The organism is Micromonospora sp. C95 (assembly GCF_018070465.1).
Taxonomy (GTDB): Bacteria; Actinomycetota; Actinomycetes; order Mycobacteriales; family Micromonosporaceae; genus Micromonospora.
The window spans coordinates 212,560-226,083 of record NZ_JAGPXT010000002.1 but is presented as its reverse complement, the minus strand read 5'-3'; the positions used below and the strand labels follow the sequence as shown (position 1 = coordinate 226,083).

Genomic DNA, 13,524 nt, shown 5'->3' with positions numbered 1-13,524 from the left:
CCATTGCCGGTTGCTCTGAGTCGCTGGTCCCGCTCATCCGGTGGCCGTGGCCGCGCCGCCGCCGGGCAGCGCGAGCGCGACCGTGAGGTCGAGCAGGCTGCGCGGATCGGTGAGTCGGTCACCGTAGAGCTGGCGCAGCTGACCCATCCGGTAGCGCACGGTCTGCGGGTGGACGAAGAGGTCGGCGGCGACGTCGTCGCGCCGCCCCTGGTGCAGCAGCCAGGAGCGCAGCGTCTCGGTGAGCCGTTCGGCGGTGGCGGCGGGCAGCGCGGCGAGGGGTTGCAGCACCCGGGTACGCAGATCGGCGAGCGCCTCGACGTCGGCGCTGAGCAGCAGCTCGGCCAGGTGCGCTTCGGTGTCCAGGGGCTCGCCGTCGGTGGGCTGGGCGATGCCGAGCGCGACCACCCGGACCACCCGCCGGTACGAGGAACTGACCCGGGCCCAGGGACGGCAGGGCCCGAGCACCGCGCGGCGGCCCTGCAGCACCCGGGCGAGCTGCCGCCGCCGGTCGCCGTGCATGTCCGGTACGAGCAGTACGGCGGTCTCCTCGCCGGGTTCGCCGGCCGGCAGTTCCTCGCTGCTCTCTAGGGTGTGTTCGGCCAGCAGGGCGAGCGCCCCGCGCAGCTTCGCCTGCGGCAGCAGCGCCACGGTGAGGGTCTGCGGCACCGGCCAGTCGGCCCGCTCGGCGCTGCGCAGCAGCACGTCCTCCGCCTCACCGGCGAGCAACTGCTGGGTGAGCCGTTCCAGGTTCCGCCGCCGGGCCCGGCCCACACTCGCCAACTCGTCGGCGTGCCCGGCGACGCTGGCCGCAGAGAGTTCGTCGATGTAGGCGAACATCAACTCGGCGAACTCGGCGACCGTGGCGGCGGGCAGGCCGGTCGCCACGGTGGCGGCGGCCAGCTCCCGCCAGGAGACCCGGGCGCCCACCCGGTACGCGGCCAGCAGCGCGTCCACGCTGCGTCCCGACCGGGCCTCGCCGCTGCCCAGGGCGTACGCGGCCTCCAGTGCCGGGACCAGTGGCGTGCTCGGGTCGCTGGCCTGGGTACGGTCGGCGATCTGGGACTGTTCGAGCAGTTGCAGGAAGGTGCCCAACGCGATCTGCACCGCGTTCTCTATCTTGTCCCGCATCTGTCCGGTCAGCGTGCCGGAGTAGCTGGGCACCTCGCCGGTGATCGCGGTGACGGTCTGCCCGGCCACCAACGGCAGCCGGTCGCGCAGTTCGCGGGCTACCCGCTGGTCCAGCTCGATGCGGGCCGCCCGATTTGTCGTTCCGGATGGTTCCGCCACGGTTGTTCTCTCCGCACAAAAGGGGTGGATCGCTTTACCTTCGCAGACCAAGAGTTTATGCCAGCGGGCCGCGACCATCGTCGTATGACCGCCACCGTCCCGCCACCGGACACGAGATCTTTTCGGCGCCGCCTGTGGCGGCTCGCCGAGACGGTGACCACGCCGGTGCTGCCAAGTGACTACCTCGACCTGATCGCTCCGCTCCGCGCCGGTGCCGAGCTGCGCGGCCGGATCGTCGCCGTGCACCCGGAGACCCCGGACGCGGCGACCCTGGTGATCCAGCCCGGCCGTAGCTGGCGCGGGCACGTCCCCGGCCAGTATGTCCGGCTCGGTGTCGACGTCGACGGGGTCCGCCAGTGGCGGGCCTACTCGGTCACCTCGGCCCCCGGCCGGCGCGCCCACCCGATCTCGGTGACGGTGAAGGCGATCCCCGACGGTGTGGTCAGCAACCATCTGGTCCGTCGGCTGCGGCCGGGCACGATCGTGCAGCTCGACCAGGCGCGCGGCGACTTCGTGCTGCCGCAGCGGGCACCGTCGCGGGTGCTGTTCCTGACCGCGGGCAGCGGCATCACGCCGGTGGCCGGGATGCTGCGCTCCGGGGCCCTGGCCGGCAGCGACGTGGTGCTGGTGCACTCGGCGCCCACCGCTGCGGACGTGGTCTTCGGCGCGGAGCTGCGCGGCCTCGCCGAGCGCGGTGCCATCCGGCTGATCGAGCGGCACACCGAGGTCGAGGGCCTGTTGGACGTGGCCGAGTTGGACACGCTCGTCCCCGATCACCTGGAGCGTCAGACCTGGGCGTGTGGCCCGCTCGGGCTGCTCGACGCGGCCGAGGCGCACTGGGAGGTCCGCGGCCACGCCGCGCGGTTGCACACCGAGCGGTTCCGTCCCACGGTGATCACCGCGGGTGACGGTGGCACGGTCACCTTCACCCGTTCGTCGGTGACCGTGGCGGCCGCCGGCGCCACTCCGCTGCTGGATGCCGGCGAGAACGCCGGGGTGCTGATGCCGTCGGGCTGCCGGATGGGCATCTGCTTCGGCTGCGTGCTCCCGCTGCGCCAGGGCGCGGTCCGCGACCTGCGTAACGGCCAGCTCACCACCGCCCTGCCGGGCGACGGCGTACGCGTGCAGACCTGCGTGTCTGCTGCCGCCGGCCCGTGTGAACTCGAGATCTGATCGGAGACCGACCGACGTGACCGTGATGCAGAAGAAGGCCGACAACCCGATCGCCCACCTCACCGCCGAGGACATCGAGACCCTCGGCAAGGAACTCGACGCCATCCGGGAGCGGATCATCGCCTCCCGGGGCGAGCGGGACGCCGCGTACATCCGCAAGGTCATCTCGACCCAGCGGAAGCTGGAGATCGGCAGCCGGGTGGTGCTGCTGTTCTCGCTGTTCCCACCGGCCTGGATCGTGGGCACCGCCGGGCTGTCGGTGGCGAAGATCCTGGAGAACATGGAGATCGGGCACAACGTCCTGCACGGCCAGTGGGACTGGATGCGCGATCCGAAGATCCACTCGACCAGCTGGGAGTGGGACCACGTCGCCCCGGCCGACCAGTGGAAGCAGTCGCACAACGAGCTGCACCACCGGTACACGAACGTGGTCGGCAAGGACAACGACCTCGGCTACGGCATCATGCGGGTGGACGAGGACCAGCCCTGGCACCCGGCTCACCTGGGCCAGCCGTTGTACAACTTCCTCAACGCCTGCTTCTTCGAGTACGGCATCGCCGCGTACGACCTCGACCTGGGCAACAAGCTGAAGGACGGGGGACACAAGGACCCCGAGTTCCGGCGCCGGGTCCGCGCGGTCGGCCGGAAGATCCGCCGCCAGTTCCTCAAGGACTACCTGCTGTTCCCGGTGCTGTCCGGTCCGTCGTTCCTGCACACCCTGGCCGCCAACTTCACCGCGAACCTGGTCCGCAACCTGTGGAGCCACTCGGTGATCATGTGCGGGCACTTCCCGGACGGCGTGGAGACCTTCGAGAAGACCTCGATCGAGGGGGAGACCCGGGGGGAGTGGTACGTGCGGCAGATGCTCGGCTCGGCGAACATCAGCGGCAGCCGGCTGATGCACATCATGACCGGCAACCTGTCCTTCCAGATCGAGCACCACCTCTTCCCCGACCTGCCGAGCAACCGCTACCAGGAGATCGCCCCGGAGATCCGGGCGCTGTTCGACAGGTACGGCCTGAAGTACACCACCGGCTCGCTGCCCCGGCAGGTCTTCTCCGCGTGGCGGAAGGTCTTCCGGCTCGCCCTGCCGAACCGCCGCCAGCCGGCGCCGCCGGTCACCCCGCTCGACGACTCCGCCGACCACCCCACCCCGGCCCTCGTCGCCGCCTGACCAGCTAGGCGATGGGCTGGGACAGGCCGGCGCGCACGGATCGGGTGATCTCGTCGGCGAGGACCTCGCTGGCACCGTCCCGCAGGCCCTGGTAGATCGCGTCAACGACGTCGGCGGGTGCGTTCATCCCGGCGCTCTCCCGGCCGGCGGTCATCGGAGTGTCGGTGTACGCGAGGTAGGCGCCGACAACCTGTACGCCATGCGGGGCGAGTTCGAGACGTAGTCCGTTCGTCGCCGACCAGAGCGCGGCCTTCGAGACGCTGTAACCCTTGCCCAGTGGCAGCCAGCTGAGCACGGAGGCGACGTTCACCACAGCGCCCTTGGCGGGGACAAGGTGCCGGGCGAAGGCCCGGGTCATCAGCAGTGGCCCGAAGAGGTTTGTCGTCAACTGTGCCGCGATGTCCTCGATTGCCCCGGTGAGCAGCTCACCGTGCCGCAGGATGCCGGCGTTGTTCACCAGGATCGTGGTGTCCGAGGCGGTGTCGGCGGCGGCGGCGATGGAATCGGCGTCGTTCACGTCCAGGCGCAGCGGAGTGACCCTCTCGTCGGGCCAGTCCTTCGGCGTACGCGCCGCGGCGTAGACCCGGTCGGCGCCGAGCGTGAGTGCCTGGTGGACGAACTCGGTGCCGAGTCCGCCGTTGGCGCCGGTGACGAGCACCGTGCTGCCCGCGATGTCAGTCATGTCGATCTCCTTCGGCCTGATGCCGGGCCACACGCTGCGGTCCGGCACGCGCCGACCCCGGCCCGGATACTTTCTTCAAAAAAGTAATCCGCGACGGACTGTATCCGCTAAGCTTGCTTCGAGCAAGTTAAGGAGGAGTGTTGTGGCGCTGCGTTCGGACTGGAGCGGGGAGGTTTGCCCGATAGCGCGGGCGATCGATGTGATCGGCGATCCGTGGACGCTGCTGATCCTCCGCGAAGCGCTTACCGGCGCGCGCCGGTTCGACGACTTCAAGAGGCGACTGGACGCCTCCGACAACGTGCTCGCCGCCCGTCTGGCCTCGATGGTCGACCAGGGACTGCTGGAGCCGCGCCCGTATTCCTCCGGCCAGCGACCGCGGCGGGAGTACGTGCCGACGCAGGCGGCTGCCGACGCGATTCCCGTGCTGCACGCCTACGCGAACTGGGCGCACCGGCACCGCCCGAGCGATGCCGAGCAGCCGCCGTTCGAGGTGCGCTGCGGTCGGTGCGAGCACCCCTCGGCTGGTGTGGAGGTGTGTGAGCGCTGCGGGGAACCGCTCGACATCGACCACGGTGTGGCGTGGCGGCGCCCCGGCGGAAGGGGTGAGACGGCGAAGCCGACGGCCGGGGCCGACACGTGAGCAGGTCGGTGATCGCGGCTGCGGCGTACTACTGCTCGCCGTCGATCACGTCGGTCTCGCCGTCGTGGGAGTACGTCACCGGCGGGTGCTCGTCCGGTAGCGGGGTCTGCGCCGGATTGTGATGCGGGTCGCCGTCCGGGGAGAACAGCACCGGGTCGGTCTTCGCGCTCTTCTCGCGCTCTTCCTCCGGCTCGGTCACGACCGCTCCTCACCTCGTGGTCACTGCCCTCCGACGCTACGTGCGGTGGGCGGCACCCGCCCCGGTCGGGCAGCACTTCCACCCGATCGGGGCTCGTCGGCGTCACGGTCGCAGCAACACGGGGCCCGCGTCGATCCGGGTCCGGAACAGGGCGTACGGCTTGCGTCGCAGGTCCCGGCCGCGGTTGAACGGCGGCTGCCGGTGTACCTGGTTGGCGATGACGTAGAGGTGCCGATTGGTGGCCACGCTGAGCGTGTCGGGCCAGAGCAGGCGGGCGTCGTGCACCACGGTCTCGTACTCGCCGTCGGGGCGGCGCCGCAGCACCGCGTTGTGTTCGTAGTTGGTCAGGTAGATCCGGCCGGCGTCGTCGGACTCCAAGCCGTCGGCGCCGCCGCCCTTGTCGCCCTCGTCGATCACCGTCGCGGCAACCTCCGCGTCGCCCAGCCCACGGTCGGCCAGCGCGTCCGTGGCCACGCTGTACCAGCGGCGGGTGGCGAGGGCGCAGTAGTACAGCCGCGCGCCGTCGGCGGAGATGGCGATGCCGTCGGCACCGACGCCCACCGGCTGCGGCGCAGCGTCCGGGGGGCGGACCAGGAACGGGCGTCCCTCGACCACCGGCCGGAAGTCCGCCAGTGGTGCGGCCTTGGTGGACGGGTGGTCGTTGAGGCGCCGCCACGAGGAGCCGCTGGCCAGGTCGACCACGATGATGGCGTTGGGGGCACCATCGGCGGAGTCGGTGAGGTACGCGATGCCGGCCGCCCCGCGACGCAGGTCGAACCGCACGTCGTTGAGGTACGACGTGGGCAGCACCACGTCAGGCGGGAAGGTGATCACCTGGGCGACGGTGTCGGTTTTCAGGTCCACCCGGACCAGTTTCGGCCCGCCGGGAGAGGTCGGCTGGAACATCGGGCTGCCCGTGTCGAGCACCCAGAGCCGGTCGGCCGGGTCGACCACCACACTCTGCACCGACACGAACGCCGACGGGTCGTCGTCGCCGGACGGAGTGTTCCACCGCAGGTCGGGGAAGGCGAACTCGCGCCCGCGTCGCAGCTCCACCACCGTCGCCGGGACCTCGTCACCCCAGCGGGGAAAGTTGACGAAGATCCGGCCACGGTGCGAGACGGTCACCCCGGTCGGCATCGGGCCCCGGAAGCGGTGTACCACTTCCAGCGTGCCGACCGGCTCGTCGGTGGGTAGTCCTTGTCGCATCCTTCGACCTCCCGTCGCACACAGGGATCAACCGATCTCTCTACGTCTATCGTCGCAAAGCGGACGGTGAATGCGACAGCGTCGTCGCCCATCCGACCCGCAAGCAGCGGGAAGCCCATTCGTCATCCAACCGTCATGTGTCCGCGCGGTGCCCGCCACCTGACCCCGGCAGGGTGGGATCCCGACCCCTCCGACCTGGGAAGGAGCACGCCATGGCCGTCGTCCTGGATGACCACCTGGTCACCCTGACCTGTGACAACTGCGGTGACACGGTCGCCGGGCCGCGGATGCCCTCCGACGCGGAGGTGGTGTGGCCGCTGGTGTCCGAGCACGGCTGGAGTGGTTCCCCGCTGGCCGACGGACCGCACCGCTGCGTGCACTGCACCCAGCTCGGCCCCGCCGCTGCCGGCGTGCCCGGTGGCATCCTCGGCATCGAGCACCTCGGTGCCGTGACCGTGGTGACCGTCGCCGGCGACGTCGACCTCGACACCGGTGACACGCTGGGCATGGCGTTGCGGCACGCCGCCGACATGGGCGGGCATGTCCTGGTGGATCTCGGCCGGACGGATCTGCTCGACTCCACCGCCCTCGGGCTGCTCGTCCGCGCGCACCGTGGCGCGGCCGAACGCGGCGCGACGCTCTGCGTGGCGTCGAACTCACCGCTGATCCGTCAGGTGCTCCGGGTCACCCGGCTGGACGAGGTGTTCCCGGTCGCGGACACCCGCGCCGACGCGCTCGCCCGACTCCAGGGCGGACCGGCGGCCGACGAGTAGGCGACGGTCCCGGGGTCGCCACAGTCATCCGGCCTGCCCCGTGCGTCACCCACCGCAGGTTGCCTTTCGGGTTCGGCTCGTCCACGGTGCCGGTGCCGGGCGCCGTGGACGAGCCGAAGTTCAGCGGCGTCCCCGGCGGTGACCGGCCAGTCGTAGCGCGTTGCAGACGTCCGTCACGCCCTCGACATCCCACGCCAACTCGCTTGCCGCGCGGCGGGTCTCGGCGCTGGCGACCAGGCCGGTGAGGATCACCACCCGGTTCTGCACCATCACCGTGATCTGCTGCCTGCGGGTCGACCAGTCAGCGCTCAGCCGCTGCGCGACCAGGGCGGCGAGACGCACATCCTCGTCGTGGTGCTGCGGCTCGTCCCACAGCGCGCGGAAGGAGTGATCGTCGGGCATCGGCCAGGGCCACGGCATCACCACAGCGGTCTCCTTCGTCGTTGACGCCGGCGACCCGACGCGCCGTCCCGATCGACCACCACCTTGCGCAACGACCTTGGAGTCGACCGCACGGTTGGATGACAGTTGGATGACAGTCACAGTGGCGTGCTGGCCGGCGGTCGACTGTCTCCGGTCCGGTCGGCGGCCGGCAGCCACAGCACGAAGGTGCTGCCCGCACCCGGCCGGGAGAAGACCGCCACCTGGCCCCCGTGCGACTCGACGATCTGCCGGACGATGGCCAGCCCCAGGCCGGTCCGCCGGTCACCGGAGCCACCTCGCCCGGCCTCGCCCCGCCAGAACCGGTCGAACACCCGCGCCTGGTCGGCCTCGGCGATGCCCGGCCCCTCGTCCGCGACGGCCAACCACAACCAGTCGCCCACCCGGCCGGTGGCCACCGTGACCGCCCCGCCGAGCGGGGAGAGGCGCACCGCGTTGGACAGCAGGTTGCCGGCGGCCCGACGCAGCGTGTCCGGGTCACCGATGAGGGTGAGACCCACCTCGAGCGCGTAGCGCAGCCGCAGGCCACGGCCGGTGGCCAGGGCGGCGAAGTCCTCGCCCGCCTCGCGGGCCACGACGCTGAGATCCACGTCCGTGTCGGACATCGAGTCGGCGTCCCGACGGGCCGTGGCCAGCAGATCCTCGACCAGCCGGGACATCCGGGTGGTCGCCCGGTCGATCGTCGCCACGGCGGCGGCCTGCTCCTGCTCACCGGCCTCCGGTGTGGTCAGCGAGGCGTCGAGGTTGGCTCGGATGATCGCCAACGGGCTGCGCAGTTCGTGCGAGGCGTCGTCGATGAGCTGCCGCTGGGCCTGGAAGGCGTGTTCCAGCCGGTCGAGCATCGAGTCGATGGTGTCACCGAGGTCGCGCAGTTCGTCGCGCGGACCGGTCAGGCGGATCCGGCGGGACAGGTCGGTGGCCTGGATCTCCCGCGCGGTGCGCGCGATCGCGCCCACCGGACGCAACGCCCGGCCGGAGAGCACCCACCCGATGCCGAGGCTGGCCACGAAGAGCCCGCCGAGCGCGATCAACGAATAGTCCCGGACCGTCTGCAACAGCCGCAGGTTCACCTCGTCCTCGATCTGCTGCACCTCGGCCACCTCGAGCGTGGTGCCGGTCGGCACCGTACGCCCGTCGCTCTTGAGCTTGACCAACTGCGCCTCGTACCGCTTGGTGATCGGCTTCGGGTCGACCGCCCGGTCCACCGCCACGTACGCCACCGCCAGACCGGCACCGGCCAGCGCGAACAGTAGCGTCGAGTAGAGCACCGTCAGCCGGAACCGGATCGACCGGAAGACAGTCATGCCAGCACCTCCCGCAGCCGGTAGCCGCGCCCGACGACCGTCTCGATCGCCGGCTCGTCGCCGCCGCCGGTGAGTTTGCGCCGCAGCGTACCCACGGTGACCCGAACGGTCTCGGTGAACGGGTCGGCGTTGGCGTCCCAGACGTGCTCCAGCAGTTCCTCGGCCGGCACCACCCGCCCCGGGCGGGTCATCAGGTACTCCAGGACGCCGAACTCCTTGCGGGTCAGGTGCAGCTGCCGAGCGCCCCGCCGGGCCTCCTGCCGTGCCACGTCCAGGGTCAACGCGCCCACGGTCAGTACCACCCCGGTGCCGCCGGTGTCCCGACGCAGCAGCGCCCGCACCCGGGCCAGCAACTCGGCAAGCGCGAACGGCTTCACCAGATAGTCGTCGGCGCCCTCGTCCAGGCCACGGACCCGGTCGCCCAACCCGCCGCGCGCGGTGAGCATCAGCACGCGAAGGTCCCGCCCGCCGGCCACCTCTACCGCCCCGGAACGGATCGCCCGACACACCGCGAACCCGTCGCCGTCGGGCAGGTTGACGTCGAGCAGCAGCAGGTCGTACCCGTTGACCAGCAGCAGGTCGTACGCCTGCGCCGCGTCGGCGGCGAGGTCGACGGCGTAGCCGGCGCGGGCCAGCCCGACCCGCAACGCGCCGGCCAGGTCCTCTTCGTCCTCCACCACGAGCAGCCGCATCTGTCAGTTATCCCCTCGCGATCAGCCCCTGTGCCACCTGGGCCGCCCGGTCGACCGGGATGGCGAAGCCGATCCCGATGTTGCCGCTGCCCTCCAGCGTGGCGATGGCGGTGTTCACGCCCACCACCTCGCCCCGGCCGTTGACGAGTGGGCCACCGGAGTTTCCCGGGTTGATGGACGCGTCGGTCTGCACCGCCGGCTGCCGGGCCCCACCGCCGAGACGGACCGGACGGTCCAGCGCGCTGACGATCCCGGCGGTCACCGTGCCGGAGAGCCCGAGCGGCGAACCGACGGCGAGCACCGGCTCACCGACCCGGGTCTGCCCGGCCGACGCCAGCGGCAGCGGGCGCAGACCGTTACCCGGATCGACGCGCAGCACGGCTATGTCGGTACCCGGGTCCCGGCCGACCAACCGCGCGGAGAGCCGCCGGCCGTCCCGGCCGATCACCTGGATGGTGCCGCCGCCGGCGACCACGTGGTTGTTGGTGACCACGTGCCCCCGGTCGTCGATCAGGAACCCCGATCCGGAGGCGCCCCGACCTCCGCCGGCCACCCGCACCGAGACCACCCCGGCCAGCACCTGGTCGGCGGCGGTGACCAGGTCGGCCGCCGTGCTCCCGGCCGGGCCGGCCGGCGGGGCTTGCGGGGTGGCGGCCGGCGCGTCGCCGGCGGTGAGGTGCCCGGCGACGCCGCCGGCACCGGCGGACACCGCCACCACGGTGAACCCGGCCAGCAACAGCCGGGGCCAGCGCGACGCCCCGTCGGTCGGTGCCGCGCTCCGGTCCGCCAGGTTGTCAGGCCCCGTCGGCGTGACCGGAGGTGCCGCGACCGAAGCGGACCCGGGCGGCTGTTCGTCCGTCGGCAGGGCAGGTGAGACGAAGCGTGGTCCGCGCGGCTCACCCAGCCCCGTGATCGTGTCGTGCATGCGATGTCCCTCCTCGGGGAGGCCGTCAGGGCAGTCGGGAGAACCAGAAGAGCGAACCGGCGGCAGCCAGCAGGGCGAGCACCAGGCCGGCGCCGATGAACCGCGCCGACACGTCCTGGCGTTCCAGCCGGTGGCCGACCGACGAACCGATGTCGGAGTAGGCCGCGCGCAACTCGTCGCCGCTGCCCGCCTCGTAGTAGCCGCCGCCGGCCTGCTCGGCCACGGCACGGAGGGTTTCCCCGTCGACCGGGACCGACTGGCCACCACCGATACGCCCGTCGGGGGTGCCGAAGGAGATGGTGTCGACCGGTACGCCGGCCTGCACCGCGTCGGCGGCGGCGAGTGCCGGGTCCCGTCCCGAGGTGTTCGCCCCGTCGGAGAGCAGCACCACCCGTGCCGGCGGCGGATCCTCGGCGGCCCGCGCATCCAGGGTGCGGATCGACTCCAGCGAGGCGTGGATGGCCTCGCCGATCGCCGTGCCCTGGAGTGCGGTGGCATCCTCGTCGAGCCGGTCGATGCCGGCGGTGATCGTCTCCCGGTCGCCGCCCGGGGGGACCAGCACCGACGCGCTGCCGGCGAAGGCGACCAGCCCGACGTTGAACTCCGCCGGCAGGTCGGCCACGAACTCGCGGGCCGCCTCCCGGGCCGCGATCAGCCGGTCCGGCGGCACGTCGTCGGCGAGCATGGAACGGGACACGTCGACGGCCACGATGACGGTGGCCCGCTCCCGGGGTACCCGTACCTCGTCGGTCGGTCGGGCGAAGCCGACCACCAGCAGTGCCAGCATCGCGATGAACAGCCCGGCCGGAACGTGCCGCCGCCACGCCGGCCGGGCCGGCGCCACCTTGTCCAGCAGGCGCAGATTGGTGAACCGCACCGCGTACCGGCTGTGTCGGCGTTGCCGCAGCAGATACCCGACCACCAGGGCGACCACCCCGACCAACAGCCACAGCCGTTCCGGAGACTCCCAGCTCACGCCGCTCCTCCCGGGTTGGGTCGGGCCGCCCGGGCCAGTCGACGCTGGCCGTGGACGTGCCGGACGATGTCGGCGATCCAGTCGCGGTCGGTGCTCAGTGGCAGGTGCGCCGCACCGGCCCGGCGCAGCGCCCGCGCCACGGCCAGCCGCTGGGCGGCGGCCGCTGCCGCGTAGCGGTCGCGAAGCCGCCGACTGCCGGTGGCGACCTCGCGCCGCCGCCCGCTCTCCGGGTCGACAAGTGTGATCAGGCCGACGTCGGGGAGCTCCAGCTCGCGCGGATCACGGACCTCGACCGCGAGCACCTGGTGCCGCGCGGCCAGCCGCCGCAGCGGCCGTTCCCAGTCCGGGGGGCCGCTACCGGCGCCGGCCGCCCCCTCGTCGGGCAGGCCGTCCAGGAAGTCGGAGACGACCACGGCCAGCCCGCGACGGCCGGCCGACCGGCGCAGCCCGTCGATCGCCTCGGCCAGTGGCACGGGGTCGCTGGCCGGTCGGCCGCGGGGCACCTCCAGCAGGGTGCGCAGCAGGCTGAGCAGGTGGTACCGGCCGGTACGGGCGGGGAAGCGGCGCACCCCGGCGTCGCCGAGGACATGCGCGCCGAGCCGGTTGCCGGAGCCGGCGGTCAGGAAGCCGACGGCGGCGACGGCCGCCACCGCCAGCTCCCGCTTCTCCAACTCGGCGGTCCCGAAGTCCATGCTGGGCGTCGCGTCGACAAGCGCCCAGGTGGTCAGCTCCCGGTCGGCGTCGACGGTCCGCACGTGGGGAACGGTCGTACGGGCGGTCACCGACCAGTCCATCCGCCGGACCTCGTCCTCGCCCGGGTGGTACTCCCGGCTGCCGGCCGGTTCGCTGCCCGGTCCCGGCAACAGGCCCAGGTGCTGCCCGTGCAGCAGCCCGTCGAGGCGGCGGGTGATGGTCAGTTCCAGCCGGCGCAGCCGACGCTGCGGTGCCAGGTGCCCGAGACTCGTCGCGTTCTCGTTCACGCCGCCGCTCCCAGACCCGGCCCCTGGGCTTCCTGCGCCGGAGCGATCTGTGGGAGTGGCACCGCCTCGACGACCTGCCGCACCAGTTCGCCGGGGTCGACGTCGTCGGCGACCGCGTCGAAGGAGAGGACCAGCCGGTGGGCGAGCACCTCGACGGCGATCTCCCGCACGTCGGCCGGCAGCACGTAGTCCCGGCCGCGCAGCAGGGCCAGCGCCCGGGCCGCGGCGACCAGGCCGAGGGTGGCGCGAGGGCTGGCACCGTACGCCAACTGCGCGGCCACGTCCGGTAGGCCGAACCGGCGTGGGTCACGGGTGGCCAGTACCAGCCGTACGACGTACTCGGCCAGGGCGTGGTGGACGAAGACCTCCCGGGCCCGGGCCTGCAACGCCACCAGCCGGGTCGGGTCCAGCACCGGCCGGGCGGCCGGGGTGCCGGTGCCCATCCGGTACAGGATGCCGAGTTCCTCGTCGTCGGTCGGATAGTCGACCACGACCTTCATCAGGAAGCGGTCCCGTTGGGCCTCGGGCAGTTGGTAGACGCCCTCGGACTCGATCGGGTTCTGGGTGGCCAGCACCAGAAACGGGGTCGGAACCGGGTACGTCCGCCCACCGATCGAGACATGCCCCTCGGCCATCACCTCCAACAGTGCCGACTGCACCTTGGCCGGTGCCCGGTTGATCTCGTCGGCGAGGACCAGGTTGGCCATGACCGGCCCCAGCTCGACGTCGAACGTCTCGGTCGAGGCGCGGTAGATCCGGGTGCCGAGCAGGTCCGACGGCACCAGGTCCGGGGTGAACTGGATTCGGGCGAAGCTGCCGCCCACCGCCGTGGCCAGGGTCTCCGCCGCGAGGGTCTTGGCCACGCCGGGCACCCCTTCCAGCAGGCAGTGGCCCCGGGCGAGCAACGCGGTCAGCAGCCGCTCCACCAGCCGATCCTGGCCGACGATCACCCGCTTCACCTCGAACAGGGTCCGTTCCAGCAATCGGGTGTGGTCGGTGTGCCCGCCTACGGTGTCCAACTCGCTCACGGCGGCGCTGTTTATGGTGCTCCGCATGCGCTGTGCTCCTC

Annotated in this window: 15 protein-coding genes; 4 read left to right on the top strand and 11 right to left on the bottom strand. The window is 72.1% G+C overall.

What is annotated here, in order from left to right; all coding sequences use genetic code 11:
- Positions 1-33 precede the first annotated feature (33 nt).
- Entirely contained in the window at positions 34-1,287 is a 1,254-nt protein-coding gene (locus tag KBX00_RS03655) for a CdaR family transcriptional regulator (RefSeq protein ID WP_210823213.1), read from the bottom strand.
- Between the two features lie 84 nt (positions 1,288-1,371).
- Between KBX00_RS03655 and KBX00_RS03650 the strand changes: the two genes are divergently transcribed.
- Together KBX00_RS03650 and KBX00_RS03645 are read left to right on the top strand one after the other, a co-directional pair.
- On the top strand, positions 1,372-2,460 hold the full coding sequence (locus KBX00_RS03650; protein ID WP_210823211.1) for a ferredoxin reductase: 1,089 nt from the start codon (positions 1,372-1,374) through the stop codon (positions 2,458-2,460).
- Positions 2,461-2,476: 16 nt separating this feature from the next.
- Positions 2,477-3,634: an acyl-CoA desaturase gene (locus KBX00_RS03645; RefSeq protein ID WP_210823209.1), complete on the top strand. Its 1,158-nt coding sequence runs from the start codon at positions 2,477-2,479 to the stop codon at positions 3,632-3,634.
- Between the two features lie 4 nt (positions 3,635-3,638).
- On the opposite strand, the gene KBX00_RS03640 is transcribed toward KBX00_RS03645, so the two are convergent.
- Entirely contained in the window at positions 3,639-4,316 is a 678-nt protein-coding gene (locus tag KBX00_RS03640) for an SDR family oxidoreductase (RefSeq protein WP_210823206.1), read from the bottom strand.
- Positions 4,317-4,458: 142 nt separating this feature from the next.
- Here KBX00_RS03640 and KBX00_RS03635 point away from each other — a divergent pair, with 142 nt between their 5' ends.
- Positions 4,459-4,956, top strand: coding sequence for a helix-turn-helix domain-containing protein (locus tag KBX00_RS03635; RefSeq protein WP_210823205.1), 498 nt, complete (start codon positions 4,459-4,461; stop codon positions 4,954-4,956).
- Between the two features lie 28 nt (positions 4,957-4,984).
- Here the strand turns inward: KBX00_RS03635 and KBX00_RS03630 are convergent, their stop codons facing one another.
- Both KBX00_RS03630 and KBX00_RS03625 read right to left on the bottom strand, forming a co-directional pair.
- Positions 4,985-5,155 (bottom strand): hypothetical protein, encoded by a 171-nt coding sequence (locus KBX00_RS03630; protein ID WP_199172109.1) that lies wholly within the window; start codon positions 5,153-5,155, stop codon positions 4,985-4,987.
- A 102-nt stretch (positions 5,156-5,257) separates the two neighbouring features.
- Entirely contained in the window at positions 5,258-6,364 is a 1,107-nt protein-coding gene (locus KBX00_RS03625; protein WP_210823204.1) for an L-dopachrome tautomerase-related protein, read from the bottom strand.
- 212 nt (positions 6,365-6,576) lie between these two features.
- Between KBX00_RS03625 and KBX00_RS03620 the strand changes: the two genes are divergently transcribed.
- Positions 6,577-7,137, top strand: a complete 561-nt coding sequence (locus KBX00_RS03620; protein WP_210823203.1) for an STAS domain-containing protein — start codon at positions 6,577-6,579, stop codon at positions 7,135-7,137.
- A gap of 120 nt (positions 7,138-7,257) precedes the next feature.
- On the opposite strand, the gene KBX00_RS03615 is transcribed toward KBX00_RS03620, so the two are convergent.
- The 7 genes from KBX00_RS03615 to KBX00_RS03585 form a co-directional block, all read right to left on the bottom strand.
- Positions 7,258-7,557, bottom strand: a complete 300-nt coding sequence (locus tag KBX00_RS03615; RefSeq protein WP_210823611.1) for a BON domain-containing protein — start codon at positions 7,555-7,557, stop codon at positions 7,258-7,260.
- Positions 7,558-7,676: 119 nt separating this feature from the next.
- Positions 7,677-8,882, bottom strand: a complete 1,206-nt coding sequence (locus tag KBX00_RS03610) for a cell wall metabolism sensor histidine kinase WalK (RefSeq protein WP_210823202.1) — start codon at positions 8,880-8,882, stop codon at positions 7,677-7,679.
- Positions 8,879-9,574, bottom strand: a complete 696-nt coding sequence (locus KBX00_RS03605) for a response regulator transcription factor (protein WP_210823201.1) — start codon at positions 9,572-9,574, stop codon at positions 8,879-8,881. Before KBX00_RS03605 ends, KBX00_RS03610 begins: the two co-directional genes overlap by 4 nt.
- A gap of 7 nt (positions 9,575-9,581) precedes the next feature.
- Positions 9,582-10,499: a S1C family serine protease gene (locus tag KBX00_RS03600; RefSeq protein WP_210823200.1), complete on the bottom strand. Its 918-nt coding sequence runs from the start codon at positions 10,497-10,499 to the stop codon at positions 9,582-9,584.
- Positions 10,500-10,524: 25 nt separating this feature from the next.
- On the bottom strand, positions 10,525-11,475 hold the full coding sequence (locus KBX00_RS03595; protein WP_210823198.1) for a VWA domain-containing protein: 951 nt from the start codon (positions 11,473-11,475) through the stop codon (positions 10,525-10,527).
- On the bottom strand, positions 11,472-12,455 hold the full coding sequence (locus KBX00_RS03590) for a DUF58 domain-containing protein (protein ID WP_307868015.1): 984 nt from the start codon (positions 12,453-12,455) through the stop codon (positions 11,472-11,474). Before KBX00_RS03590 ends, KBX00_RS03595 begins: the two co-directional genes overlap by 4 nt.
- Entirely contained in the window at positions 12,452-13,510 is a 1,059-nt protein-coding gene (locus KBX00_RS03585; protein ID WP_210823196.1) for an AAA family ATPase, read from the bottom strand. Before KBX00_RS03585 ends, KBX00_RS03590 begins: the two co-directional genes overlap by 4 nt.
- Between the last annotated feature and the right edge of the window lie 14 nt (positions 13,511-13,524).

Excerpts from the sequence above, each read along its gene's own strand:
- KBX00_RS03640 (WP_210823206.1), bottom strand. The coding sequence starts at position 4,316 with ATGACTGACATCGCGGGCAGCACGGTGCTCGTCACCGGCGCCAACGGC.
- KBX00_RS03650 (WP_210823211.1), top strand. The coding sequence starts at position 1,372 with ATGACCGCCACCGTCCCGCCACCGGACACGAGATCTTTTCGGCGCCGC.
- KBX00_RS03585 (WP_210823196.1), bottom strand. The coding sequence starts at position 13,510 with ATGCGGAGCACCATAAACAGCGCCGCCGTGAGCGAGTTGGACACCGTA.
- KBX00_RS03625 (WP_210823204.1), bottom strand. The coding sequence starts at position 6,364 with ATGCGACAAGGACTACCCACCGACGAGCCGGTCGGCACGCTGGAAGTG.
- KBX00_RS03615 (WP_210823611.1), bottom strand. The coding sequence starts at position 7,557 with ATGCCGTGGCCCTGGCCGATGCCCGACGATCACTCCTTCCGCGCGCTG.
- KBX00_RS03620 (WP_210823203.1), top strand. The coding sequence starts at position 6,577 with ATGGCCGTCGTCCTGGATGACCACCTGGTCACCCTGACCTGTGACAAC.
- KBX00_RS03610 (WP_210823202.1), bottom strand. The coding sequence starts at position 8,882 with ATGACTGTCTTCCGGTCGATCCGGTTCCGGCTGACGGTGCTCTACTCG.
- KBX00_RS03605 (WP_210823201.1), bottom strand. The coding sequence starts at position 9,574 with ATGCGGCTGCTCGTGGTGGAGGACGAAGAGGACCTGGCCGGCGCGTTG.
- KBX00_RS03600 (WP_210823200.1), bottom strand. The coding sequence starts at position 10,499 with ATGCACGACACGATCACGGGGCTGGGTGAGCCGCGCGGACCACGCTTC.